This is a genomic window from Hominimerdicola aceti (assembly GCF_025567495.1).
Taxonomy (GTDB): Bacteria; Bacillota; Clostridia; order Oscillospirales; family Ruminococcaceae; genus Hominimerdicola; species Hominimerdicola aceti.
Genome location: NZ_JAOQJZ010000008.1, coordinates 15,895 through 28,130 on the forward strand (window position 1 = coordinate 15,895; position 12,236 = coordinate 28,130).

At 45.0% G+C, this 12,236-nt stretch carries 12 protein-coding genes and 1 tRNA gene; 7 read left to right on the top strand and 6 right to left on the bottom strand.

The features are described 5' to 3' along the window. Positions 1-27: 27 nt before the first annotated feature. Positions 28-104 (bottom strand) — tRNA-Arg (locus tag OCV57_RS08595). A gap of 64 nt (positions 105-168) precedes the next feature. On the opposite strand from OCV57_RS08595, the gene OCV57_RS08600 reads away from it, so the two are divergent. Beyond that, a complete protein-coding gene (locus OCV57_RS08600) occupies positions 169-291 on the top strand; it encodes a manganese efflux pump MntP family protein (RefSeq protein WP_267301179.1) in 123 nt (40 codons plus the stop codon). 52 nt (positions 292-343) lie between these two features. Here OCV57_RS08600 and OCV57_RS08605 read toward each other — a convergent pair whose 3' ends face one another. From OCV57_RS08605 to OCV57_RS08625, 5 genes are all read right to left on the bottom strand, one after another. Beyond that, complete coding sequence (locus OCV57_RS08605) at positions 344-2,230, bottom strand: diguanylate cyclase domain-containing protein (protein ID WP_195221215.1); 1,887 nt, start codon at positions 2,228-2,230, stop codon at positions 344-346. A 316-nt stretch (positions 2,231-2,546) separates the two neighbouring features. Further along, the gene (locus tag OCV57_RS08610) at positions 2,547-3,476 is read right to left on the bottom strand and encodes an acyl-CoA thioester hydrolase/BAAT C-terminal domain-containing protein (RefSeq protein ID WP_117863056.1); all 930 of its coding nucleotides are present in this window, start codon (positions 3,474-3,476) and stop codon (positions 2,547-2,549) included. 241 nt (positions 3,477-3,717) lie between these two features. Continuing rightward, a complete protein-coding gene (locus tag OCV57_RS08615) occupies positions 3,718-3,858 on the bottom strand; it encodes a FeoB-associated Cys-rich membrane protein (protein WP_022287115.1) in 141 nt (46 codons plus the stop codon). Then, a complete protein-coding gene (gene feoB / locus OCV57_RS08620; protein ID WP_117859321.1) occupies positions 3,855-5,861 on the bottom strand; it encodes a ferrous iron transport protein B in 2,007 nt (668 codons plus the stop codon). The genes OCV57_RS08615 and feoB overlap by 4 nt, the downstream gene beginning before the upstream one ends. Next, positions 5,858-6,100, bottom strand: a complete 243-nt coding sequence (locus tag OCV57_RS08625) for a FeoA family protein (RefSeq protein WP_022287113.1) — start codon at positions 6,098-6,100, stop codon at positions 5,858-5,860. The genes feoB and OCV57_RS08625 overlap by 4 nt, the downstream gene beginning before the upstream one ends. Positions 6,101-6,326: 226 nt before the next feature. Between OCV57_RS08625 and OCV57_RS08630 the strand changes: the two genes are divergently transcribed. The 6 genes from OCV57_RS08630 (at position 6,327) to OCV57_RS08655 (ending at position 12,217) form a co-directional block, all read left to right on the top strand. Continuing rightward, complete coding sequence (locus OCV57_RS08630) at positions 6,327-6,572, top strand: TM1266 family iron-only hydrogenase system putative regulator (protein WP_267301182.1); 246 nt, start codon at positions 6,327-6,329, stop codon at positions 6,570-6,572. Positions 6,573-6,807: 235 nt separating this feature from the next. Further along, positions 6,808-8,031 carry a [FeFe] hydrogenase H-cluster maturation GTPase HydF gene (hydF, locus tag OCV57_RS08635; protein WP_138339504.1) on the top strand — a complete coding sequence of 408 codons (1,224 nt, stop codon included), beginning with the start codon at positions 6,808-6,810 and terminating at the stop codon, positions 8,029-8,031. Next, positions 8,009-9,049 carry a [FeFe] hydrogenase H-cluster radical SAM maturase HydE gene (gene hydE / locus OCV57_RS08640; protein WP_267301183.1) on the top strand — a complete coding sequence of 347 codons (1,041 nt, stop codon included), beginning with the start codon at positions 8,009-8,011 and terminating at the stop codon, positions 9,047-9,049. Before hydF ends, hydE begins: the two co-directional genes overlap by 23 nt. Further along, the gene (locus OCV57_RS08645; protein WP_267301184.1) at positions 9,049-9,813 is read left to right on the top strand and encodes a nitrogenase iron protein NifH; all 765 of its coding nucleotides are present in this window, start codon (positions 9,049-9,051) and stop codon (positions 9,811-9,813) included. Before hydE ends, OCV57_RS08645 begins: the two co-directional genes overlap by 1 nt. After that, positions 9,810-11,102 carry a nitrogenase component 1 gene (locus OCV57_RS08650; RefSeq protein WP_267301186.1) on the top strand — a complete coding sequence of 431 codons (1,293 nt, stop codon included), beginning with the start codon at positions 9,810-9,812 and terminating at the stop codon, positions 11,100-11,102. The genes OCV57_RS08645 and OCV57_RS08650 overlap by 4 nt, the downstream gene beginning before the upstream one ends. Then, positions 11,099-12,217 (top strand): nitrogenase component 1, encoded by a 1,119-nt coding sequence (locus OCV57_RS08655; RefSeq protein ID WP_267301191.1) that lies wholly within the window; start codon positions 11,099-11,101, stop codon positions 12,215-12,217. Before OCV57_RS08650 ends, OCV57_RS08655 begins: the two co-directional genes overlap by 4 nt. Positions 12,218-12,236: the final 19 nt, after the last annotated feature.

The window sequence follows — 12,236 nt, forward strand, 5'->3', positions numbered from 1 at the left end:
GAGACATCTTTTTTTGTCTTCACATTATGGCGTTCCCGAGGTGATTCGAACACCCGACCTACCGCTTAGGAGGCGGTCGCTCTATCCAGCTGAGCTACGGAAACATATTACAATCGTTATTATATCACAGTTTTGCAATTTTGTCAAATGTTTATTTGACAAAAAAAGTTGACTCGCCATAGCAATAAGTTCGGCTCAAGATATAAGAGCAGGGCAGAAATAGCAGGCGGCATTATACTCGTTTTGATCGGGCTGAAGATCTTTCTTGAGGGAGTTGACATACCCAAATAGCATAAAAACAAGGGCGGAAGTTTTCAAACTATCCGCCCTCTTGTTATGTCTGTTAGTCCCGCCGACTATGATGTTTACGCTTTTGCGTGTACATCTCACGATCTGACTCTTTCATAAGATCGTCGATCTCTTTCAATGTTTTCGGCTTTCCAGCCTTGTAGCCACAGCTTATCGACACATCATATGGCGACTTGCTTCTGCGATTGTATTCTGCAATGCTGCGGGATACCTTTTCGTAAAAGCTGTCTGCACCGTCTGTTTCAGCGATAACAGCTACAAATTCATCACCGCCGAAGCGTGAGCATATCCCACCTTCTGCAGTGCATTTTGTCATCAGCGACGCCACTGCCTTTATCGCCTTGTCACCCTCGTTGTGACCATAGAGGTCATTTATCTTTTTAAGGTTGTCCATGTCAATAGAGAATACCCATACGCCTACGCCCTGTTTCTCAGCCTTTGAAATAAGCTTTTTTACGTTCTTGTAAAAGCCCCTGCGGTTATATATCCCCGTCATGGGGTCAAGCATATGTATCCTTGCAAGCTCCGCATTTGCCCTTTCAAGCCGCTGGCGGTTTTTAAAGCTCTCCATTATCTGATTGGTGTTGTTTATAAAACGTCTTGTGTTCTGGAAAAGAAAATATATAGGACTAAATGAATTTGCCGCATAGCCTATGACCTCGTCCTGAAAATGAAGCGGCGAGAACATTAAGCAGTTATGGCGTCCAAGGACTTGCTCCATATCAGGCAAAAGATCCTTGGTGTCAAAAACTTCACCGGTCTTGTATTTGTTGTCAAAAGTCTGCATGAAAACTCTCATCTGCTTTGTAAAGCTGTTATTAAAGCGTTCTCTCTGCCTCGTGTTTGACAGAAAATCAGAGTTTGTGCATACCCAGCTATAATAATCTCCCGAACGTGCCATTACCTTTGCCATTTCTTCTACGGTGTGACATTCCACTGATTTTGCAAGATAAGAGAACATATGCTGTTCGTGACCATCAGAATTGTTCATTCTGTGGTAAAGCTCAAGGATCTTGTCGCCTACTTCTCTCGGGTCTATTTTCTTACAACCGCATGACTGGGATATCCTCATGGTGTAGCTGACCTCTATTTTTTCAGGAAGAGGCACTCCGTTCATCATATGGTCTATGGCGTTTATTATCTTTTCGCCAAGCACATCATTGTCTACAGCCGCCGTTGTAAGACGAGGGCTGTTATACTGTTCAAGTTCGATGCCGTCAAAGCCCGTTACAATAACGTCTTCAGGCACTTTTATGCCGCGTTCTCTCAGTATGCTGCAAGCTGCTATCGCCATAGCGTCGTTTGCACATATTATCGCCTGCGGAAATTCCAAACTGCTTTCTAAAAATTTCTCCAATACTCCTTTTGTTGGCATATCCCAGAAGTCACCATAGCCAAGACGCTCAGGCTCAAATTCTATGCCGTTTTCCGCAAGCACCTTTTTGTATGCTTCTATACGCTCTTCTGAGAAAGCATTGCCCTTTACGCCAGCAATGAAATTAACTCTTCTGCAGCCGTGAAATTCGATCACATGGCGAACTATCTTTTCAAAAACGTCAGAGTAATTGAATGTCACACTGCAGCAATTATCCATTGTACTGTCAACGCATATGACAGGAACACCGTGTTCATGGGCACGCTTGCTTATCTCGTTGGAAATGCTGTCTCTTTTTATTGCCTCGGGCATTATTATAAGTACGTCAAGAATGTCATAATTTATAAGATCAAAAATGCTTGCTTCACCATGGTTGTAGGAAATGTTGTGATAAAGGTCGCAAAAGGTGTTAAAAAGAAGCACCTTGTAGCCCTCTTTTACACCCTTTCGGCTTATGGAAGATACTATATCTCTCACATAGTCAGATTGTACGCATGAAGTGCAGATACCTATTATTTTATATTTCGCTGTATCGCTTGTAAACATGGCTTGCTCCTTCGTCAGGGTCCCGATGACCCACCACTATCTATATAAAATAATTGTTTTTTGCTTTGATATGTGACTGCTATTAGAAAATATTCACATACCGTTAATTTTACCATATCCACACTCTGATGTCAATAGAAAACTCACAAAATTCACAAAAATCTTCTTTTTGAAAGCATTTATGCTGCTGCAAAAAATAACAGACCGACTTTCAGCTTTTTTCGCTGGAAATCGGTCTTGGTTTATCGTAAAACATATCGAGCAAGGGGCGAACAGAGGTCGCTCCTACACAAAATAGCGTATTTTATGGGCTTTTTTATTCAGCTACCCACTGTTTTAAAGCCGCAGAAAGTCGTCTGTCGATATCCTTTCTTGTCTGCTCGCACTCCTTAGGGTAGTCCTTTGCAGCCTTGAAAATAAATTTCATTACGAATTTAAGTCCCACAGGAAGTGCTTTTCTGAGCATTGTCTCAGGAAGCACAAAGTGCGTTCCATGCTCGTAAGTCAGGGCTTCGTAATCGCACTCGTGAGGGCGTTCTTTCAAGCGCTTATCCATGCGGCGGACGTATTTTCCGGCCTCCCAGAAGCTGTCGTCATCAGCACCCACCATTATAAGATTGCCCTTGATGTTCTCAACCTTTATCATTTCTTCCTCTGTATGTTCTCTTGCCTTTTCAGAGTCGATAAAAAGGTGCGTGCTTCGTGTTATATCTCCCGAGCCTTTGGTTTCTTCTTCTATTTTGTGATAGTATTCAGGGTGGGCATAAACGAACGGCATATAGGCAAGCGGCTTGCCCTGCCATGAAAGTGTGGAAGCGTCAGGAATAGGCCATTCCTTGCAGCCGTCTTTTTCGCCCTGCTCAAAGCCCTGCCATACAAAGTCGCTTGGCGTAAGACCGAAAGTGAGTGTTATGTCAGGGAAATATGAAGCTGCCACAAGGGAATCCATTCCTGCCGTACTCATACCCATTATGCCTATCTTCTTGTTTCCATGGCTTTTGAGCCACTTTATAGCGGTCTCTATCCTTTCAAGCGGGAAGTTCACATGGCCGTAGTTCTTCACGTCAGGTGACATACACATAACGTTCACGCCATTTTTGTGAAGCCATTTTGCTCCGCACTTTGCCATAAAGTCATTAGGATCGTCGCCGAACAGACCTATCATTGCGCAGTTTGCACCCTTTGGGTTTTCATAATATGTACCATAAAAACCGTCTTTCTCATTGCTAAAAAATTGTTTCTTCATAATACCGACCTTTCTAAGCTGGTTTTCTTTACAAAGTTAGGCTAAGCTAACTATATCTCAAAAAAACAGGGTAGATAACTTCGCCCTAAGCTATATTATATCACATTTTTGCTTATTTGTCAGGTGTATTAACGAAAAAAGTCAGATGTATTGTAAATTTTTGATTTTCTTAGTGTTGCTTGTATATTAATAAAATGGCGGAGAACGCATTCTTTTTGCAGTTCTCCGCTATTTTTATGCCTTATTTTTTGCCGCATCTGCTGTGACAGTGTGAGCAACAGCCACAGCATTTACCTTTTTTCTTTTGCTTTGATATACTTATTGCCGCCGTCACTACCCATAAAAGCAGAAGTATCACCACTATCCAGTCGGCTGTATTCATAATAACGCTCCTATCTGATATACCGCACAGCCGCAAAGCCATGCCACCATGCACTGCATTATCACAACGCCTACTGTCTGTATCCTTGAATCAAGCTCTCTCTTTATGGTCGCCACCGCCGCAACACATGGGGTGTAAAGCAGGGTGAATACGAGAAAGCTCAGTGCGGAAAGGGTGGAGAATGCTCCCGAAAGAGCAGTGCCAAGATTTGCAGTGCTTGTGTTCATCAGTACCGCCATTGTGCTTACTACCGCCTCTTTTGCAGTGAAGCCTGATATAAGCGAGGTGGTCACTCTCCAATCTGCAAAGCCCAAAGGCTTGAATATTGGCGATATAGCCTGACCGATAAGGGCGAGCAGGCTGTCGGAGGAGTCTTTTACAACGTTGAGCTTTGCGTCAAAGGTTTCAAGAAACCATATTATGATAGTCGCAAAGAATATAACTGTGAAAGCTCTTTGTATAAAGTCCTTTGCCTTGTCCCAAAGAAGAAGTCCTACGCTTTTTGCCGAAGGAAGACGATAGTTTGGAAGCTCCATTACAAACGGCACAGGCTTGCCACGGAAAGCTGTATTTTTCAGTATCAGTGCAACTATTATCCCAAGCACTATGCCTGTTATGTATAAGCCTATCATCACAAGCGCCTGATATTTCTTGAAAAATGCTGCACAGAAAACTGCGTAAATAGGTATCTTTGCCGAACAGCTCATGTAAGGGGTAAGAAGTATGGTCATTTTTCTGTCACGGTCTGATACAAGCGTTCTCGTCGCCATTATGGCAGGCACTGAACAGCCGAAGCCTATGAGCATAGGCACAAAGCTTCGTCCCGAAAGACCGATCTTTCTAAGAAGCTTGTCCATTACGAACGCCACTCGTGCCATGTAGCCCGTGTCCTCCAGTATGGAAAGGAAAAAGAACAGCGTCACTATTATAGGCAGAAAGCTTAGAACGCTTCCAACGCCTGCAAAAACTCCGTCTATTATAAGGCTGTGTACAACAGGGTTTATGCCGTAGGCCGTAAGCCCTTTGTCTGCTAGGTCGGTAAGCTTGTCTATACCAAGGGAAAGCCAATCGGAAAGGGTCGAGCCGATAACATTGAATGTGAGGAAAAATACAAGAAACATTATACCGAAAAATACAGGCAGGGCAGTGTATTTTCCCGTTAAAATGCGGTCTATTTTTACGCTCCGCTTGTGTTCTCGGCTCTCGTGGCATTTCACAACGCTTATGGCAACGACTTTCTCGATAAAGTCGTATCGCATATCTGCAAGCGCCGCATTTCTGTCAAGCTTTGATTCGTCCTCCATTTCCACTATGCAGTGTTCGAGAAGCTCCAGCTCGTTTTGATTAAGCTCAAGCTGATCCTCGATATTCTTATCACCCTCAATAAGCTTTGAAGCACAAAATCTCGGCGGTATGCCTGCACGGTTTGCGTGATCCATGATAAGATGAACAACTGCGTGTATACATCTGTGCACAGCGGAATCGTCTGAGCAAAAGTCTGTGACAACAGGCTTTGTCTTGTTTCGGGCAGTTTCTACAGCCTTGTCGATAAGGTCTGAGATACCCTCGCCCTTTGCCGCACTTACTGGTATAACAGGTATGCCAAGTGCGTCGCTCATCATTTTTACGTCTATCGTTCCTCCGTTGGCTCTTACCTCGTCCATCATGTTTAAGGCAAGCACCATTGGCACACGCAGTTCAAGAAGCTGTAAAGTGAGATACAGATTTCGCTCTATATTGGTGGCGTCAACAATGTTTATAATGCCGTCAGGCTTTTCATTTATTATGTAGTCACGGGTGACGATCTCTTCCTGCGTGTAAGGACGCAGTGAGTATATTCCCGGCAGATCCACCACAGTGCAGTTTTTCTGCCCCTTTATGTCACCGACCTTCTGCTCGACTGTTACACCGGGGAAGTTTCCAACGTGCTGATTAGACCCTGTAAGGGCGTTAAAAAGCGTGGTCTTTCCGCAGTTCTGATTTCCTGCAAGGGCAAATCTCATATATGGTCATTCTCCTCTGTTTTTTCTATCTCTATGTTTTTTGCGTCCTCTATCCTGAGCGTCAGCTCGTAGCCTCTCAGCACTATATCAAGAGGGTCGCCCATTGGCGCACGCTTTAGCATTTTCACCTTTGTTTTGGGTATAAGTCCCATGTCGAGAAAACGCAGCCTAAGCGCACCCTCGCCGCCTACCGCTTTTATTACGGCAGACTCACCCGTTTTAAGCTTATCAAGAGTCATTGTCTTTTCCTCCATAGCTATATTTTATTCTTATGTTTTATCTAAAAGAACTCCACAAAATAAGTTTACCATGGCTAACTTTACTTGTCAATAGTATATGTCGTATATTTTAGTCAAATGTTATCTAAAAATTTTATTCAAATAGATAACTTCCAATTGACAACGTCAACAAATCGTGCTATCATAAAGTAAGATAAAGTACACTTTTACATTACGGGGGTGTTTTATGGATACCCGTGTGGCAATACTTGCAATAATCGCACACGATAACGGCTCTGCGCAGGAGATAAACGCAATTCTTCATGAGCATGCCGAGTATATAATAGGACGAATGGGTCTGCCATACCGAGAGCGTGGCATGAACATAATAAGTGTGGCAGTTGACGCTCCGCAGAACGTTATAAATTCTCTTGCAGGCAAGATAGGCAGGCTTGAGGGAGTGACCGCCAAGACCCTTTATTCGCCACAATAAAAATCTAATAAATATTTGTGACCCTGACGCCGAAAACGAGTTTTCTCCTTTAAGGCGAAAGAATACACATCAAGCAGAAAAAGTAAAAAGCAGATAGAAAGCCCTACCTCTACTCATGTAGGGGCGAACAGCGTTCGCCCGTGGATTAGGTTTTTTATGAGCAAGCATAGCCTTTTTTGTTATCAAAGCTGTATCCTCAGGGGTATGGCTTATTTTTTTGAGAGGAGCTTTTGCAATGGGACTTAATGACGCACCAAGCGGAGAACGTATACATATAGGATTTTTCGGCAGACGAAACGCAGGAAAATCAAGCGTTGTGAATGCAGTAACAAATCAGGATCTTGCAGTGGTATCCGATACGAAAGGGACTACCACCGACCCTGTTACAAAGGCAATGGAGCTTTTGCCCCTTGGCCCTGTTGTGATAATAGATACCCCAGGCTTTGACGACGAGGGCGAGCTTGGAGAGCTTCGTGTGAAGAAAACTAAGCAGATTTTAAACAGAACGGACTGCGCAGTTCTTGTTACCGATTGCACCTTGCCCCTTGGCGACTGCGAAAAACAGCTTATCTCAATATTCAAAGAGAAAAACATACCTTTTATTATAGCCAAAAACAAAGCCGACCTGCTCACTGATATCCCAAAAGAGGAGGGCGCAGTGTACGTCAGCGCAAAAGAGAAAACAGGCATAGAGGAGCTTAAAAACGCCGTTGCAAAGCTCACTGAAACAGACACCATGACAATGAAGCTTGTGGGCGACCTTATAAAGCCTGACGATATGGTGGTGCTTGTCACCCCTATCGACAGCGCCGCACCAAAGGGCAGGCTTATCCTGCCACAACAGCAGGCCATAAGAGATGTTCTTGAAGCAAACGCCTGTGCAGTGGTGGTAAGAGAAACTGAGCTTTCAGGAGTGCTTGGCAGGATAGAGAAGCCTGCACTTGTTATAACGGATAGTCAGGCTTTCGCAAGAGTTTCAAAGGATACTCCCGAGGATATCCCTCTCACCTCGTTTTCTATCCTTATGGCTAGATATAAGGGCTTTCTTGACGCCGCAGTAAAGGGCGTGAAAGCTATCGACGATCTTAAAGACGGTGACAAGGTGCTTATTTCAGAGGGCTGTACACATCACAGACAGTGCGGTGATATAGGCTCTGTGAAGCTTCCGAACTGGCTGAAAGAATACACAGGCAAGAATCTTGAGATAGTGCTGTCATCAGGTCATGGCTTTCCAGAGGAGCTTTCAGACTTTGCGCTTTGCATACACTGTGGCGGCTGTATGCTAGGCTCAAAAGAGCTTACCTACAGAATGAAATGTGCTTGTGACGCAGGCGTGCCGTTCACAAATTACGGCATTGCAATTGCGTATATGAAAGGTATTCTCAAACGTAGCATAGAAGTGTTTCCACATCTTGTAAAGGAGCTTGAAGATCACAATGGCGGTCAGAGAACTTATTGATAAACTAAACTGCGAGAAAAAGCTTTCCCACGATGAATGGGTGAAGCTTATAAAAGAATATGACGAGAGCGACAGAACCTATGCCGCAGAGCTTGCAAGGTGCATTTCGCAGGAAATGTTCGGGAAGGATATCTACATAAGGGGCATAGTGGAGTTTTCAAACATCTGCAAAAACGATTGCCTTTACTGTGGAATAAGGCGTTCAAACGGCAACGTGAGCAGATACAGGCTTACCGCTGAGGAGATCTTGCAGTGCTGTGACGAGGGCTACGGCTATGGTTTTCGTACCTTTGTGCTTCAAAGCGGTGAGGACGCTTTCTATGACAGAGAAATGCTCTGCGGTATCGTCAGCGAGATAAAAAAGCGCCACTCTGATTGTGCGGTAACATTATCCCTAGGCGAGAAAAGCCGTGAGGACTATGAAGCCCTTTTCAATGCAGGTGCAGACCGGTATCTTCTCAGGCACGAAACTGCCGACGAGGAGCATTACAAAAAGCTCCACCCGGCTGAAATGTCTTGGAAAAACCGAATGGAGTGTCTTTCAGATCTAAAAGAGATAGGCTATCAGACAGGCTGTGGAATGATGATAGGCTCGCCGTATCAGACGGCGGAGTGCCTTGCTGAGGATATGGAGTTTATGTGCGATTTCAAGCCCGAAATGATAGGCATTGGACCTTTTCTCCCACATAAGGACACGCCTTTCAGAAGCTGTCCACAAGGCTCATATGAGCTTACCCTCTTTCTGCTGAGCATTTGCAGGATAATGCTCCCCGACGTTCTTTTGCCAGCCACCACAGCCCTTGGTACTATAAACCCCAAAGGGAGAGAACAAGGGGTGCTGTCAGGTGCGAACGTTATAATGCCGAATCTGTCCCCTGTGGCAGTGAGAAAAAAATATATGCTCTATGACAACAAGATATGCACAGGTGACGAGTCAGCACAGTGCAGAGCTTGCCTTGAAAGACGAATGGAGTCCATAGGCTATAAAATAAAGATATCAAGAGGAGATCACATATAATGATAAAGCTTGCTTTTTACGGAAAAGGCGGAATAGGAAAGTCAACGGCGGCATCAAACGTCAGTGTTGCACTTGCACAAAAAGGGCTGAAAGTCATGCAGATAGGCTGTGACCCAAAGGCTGACTCCACCACATTTCTCCATGGGGGAGAGAGGATACCCACCGTTCTTGACCTTGTGCGAAAAGGCGAAAGCTTTGACCTTGAAGATATGGTAAGGGTAGGCTATAACGGCGTTGTGTGTGTTGAAGCAGGCGGTCCGGTCCCGGGGCTTGGCTGTGCAGGCAGAGGTATAATCGCAGCTTTGGAGGAGCTTGAAAAAAAGGGCGCATATGAAAAATATCAGCCTGACGTTGTTATCTATGACGTTCTCGGAGACGTGGTGTGCGGAGGTTTTTCAATGCCAATGCGAAAGGGCTATGCCGATAAGGTGTTTATCATCACGTCAGGTGAGAGTATGTCTGTATATGCCGCCGCAAACATCGCAATGGCGGTGGAAAATTTCAAAAGCCGTGGATATGCTTCTCTTGGCGGTTTTATCCTCAATAAACGCAACGTAAAAAACGAGGAGGAAAAAGCGGCGGAGCTTGCGGCTGATTTTCACAGCTCTGTGATAGCCGAGATAGACCGAAGCGACCTTGTGAGCGAAGCTGAGGATATGCGCAAAACTGTCATGGAAGCTTTTCCTGACAGCACTGCGGCAGAGCAGTATAGAGCATTGGCGGATAAGATAGCCGAGCTTTGCGGTATGGGAGAAGAAAAATGATAAAAGAGAGCGGCATAAATATAACGAAGGCGGCTTTTCCTGCGCCTTTTGAAAGCGGTCTTGAATATAATCCCCCAACAAGGGGCGTGTGGAATATCGTCCATACCGGTATGCTTATCCCTGAGTCACGGCAGATATTTGTCTGCGCACAGGGCTGTTTAAGGGGCGTTATCCTCACTGCGGCAGAGATGAATGCCATGGACAGAATGTCATGGGTGACTGTTTCTGAGCAGGATCTGTATGACGGCACAATGGAGCAGGACGTTATAGACGGAGTAAGGGATATAATAAACAGGCTTGAGGAAAAGCCAAAATGCGTTTTGATTTTTCTAAGCTGTGTTCACCTTTTTGCAGGCTGTGACTATAAAATGATAATAAACGAACTGTCGGCATTGTTTCCGCAGGTGCATTTTATAGATTGCTACATGACGCCCACCATGAGAAAGTCTATCTCTCCTGACAGCCTTATGAGAAAACAGCTTTACGAGCCACTTGAAAAGTGCGAAAAGAAGCCTAAAACGGCGGCTATAATAGGCTGTGACAGAGCCACGGACGAAGCCTCCGAACTTGTAAAAATAATAAACTCAGCAGGCTTTGAGCTTCTTGACATAACAAAGTGCAAGACCTATGAGGAGTATCTCTCTATGTCGGAAAGCTCTTTGAATATCACCTATATCCCCACGGCAAAGCCCTCAGGAGAGGAACTTGAAAAGCGACTTGGCACAAAGCATTTGTATCTGCCCTTGTGCTATGGCTATGATGAGATAGAGAAAAATTACAGCAGGCTTTGCACCCAGCTTGGTGTGAAAACACCTGACTTTTCTGCTGACAGAGAAGCCGCCGACAAGGCTCTTGCAAATGCCCTTGAGATAGTGGGGGATATGCCTATAGCCGTGGATTATACTGCTTTGCCAAGACCCCTTGGCTTTTGCAGACTTCTTGCAGAGAAAGGCTTCAATGTGAAGCGTTGCTACGCCGACAGCTTTTCAGAGGAGGAAAGGGCAGATTTTGAGTGGCTGAAAGCCCATTGCCACGACCTTGAAATTCTCCCTACTGTGAATGTGAAAATGGAGTTTTCACAGTGCAGTGAAAAGTATCTTGCTATAGGTCAGAAAGCAGCTTTTTTCTGCCAGACCGATAACTTTGTTGATATAGTCGCAGGGGGCGGGGGATACGGCTTCGAGGGCATAAAAAGGCTTGCAGAGCTTATGGCTGAGGGAGCAGTAAACAAAAAGGACAGACGTAAGGTGATACAACACAAGGGCTGGGGGTGTGAAAGCTGTCTATGAATGCAAAAGTGATATCCATATATGCGGCGGATACTTCGGGAGTATGCTCGGCGCTTTATGAGCTTGGTGGAATGACCGTCGTCCATGACGCTTCGGGCTGTAACTCCACCTACGCCACCCATGACGAGCCACGCTGGTATGACCGCAAAAGCATGATATATATTTCCGCACTAACAGAAGCGGACGCCGTTATGGGCAATGACGGCAAGTTCATTCGTGATGTGGCAAAAGCGGCAGGTGAGCTTTCACCCAAATTCATAGCCATTTGCGGTTCGCCAATGCCTGCAATGACAGGCTTTGACTATAGTGCGGCGGCTGAGGAGATAGAGCGTGAAACAGGTCTGACCACATTTTTCGTTGATACCAACGGCACTCATTCCTATCTTCAAGGAGCAGAGGGAGCTTTCCTTAATATTGCAAAGCTTTTCTGCCGTGAGGGAAAAGAAAAGCAGGCAAATTCAGTGAATATTATTGGTGCAACGCCTCTTGACTTTTCAGTGAATACAAGCGTAAGCTCTATAAAAAAGTGGCTTTTGGATAACGGCTTTTCAGTTCAAAGCTGTTTTGCTATGGACAGCAGCCTTGATGAAATTTCAACAGCACCACAGGCGGCTGTAAGCCTTGTTATATCCTCAGACGGGATAGCTGCGGCAAAGTATCTTTTCGATACCTATGGCGTGCCATATGTTGTGGGCGTGCCTGTGGGGAAAAGCTTTTCCAAAAAGCTTTCCGCTGACCTGAAAAGAGCAGTGTCAGAGGGCGTTTGTATAAATTCCTGCGGTGAAAAAGCTGTAGAGAATGCTCATATGATAGTTGCAGGGGAAAGCGTTTTTGCTTCTTCCCTTGGGGCTGAACTTGGCGCAAAAACTGTGGCGACAGTTGGCATAAGAAACAGCGAGGTGCTGTCAGAGACGGACATTTTCTGCGAGGAAGAAGCAGAGCTTGAAAAGCTTTTTTCACAGCATAAGACCGTCATAGCTGACCCACTTTTCAGACCTATATGCAAAGGGGCAAGCTTTGTTTCACTGCCACACGTTGCTTTTTCGGGAAGATGTTTTCTTAAAGATATTCCCGATCTGATAGATAAAGATGTAAGCAAAATACTTAACCTATAAAAAGGAGGAACGTGCTTTC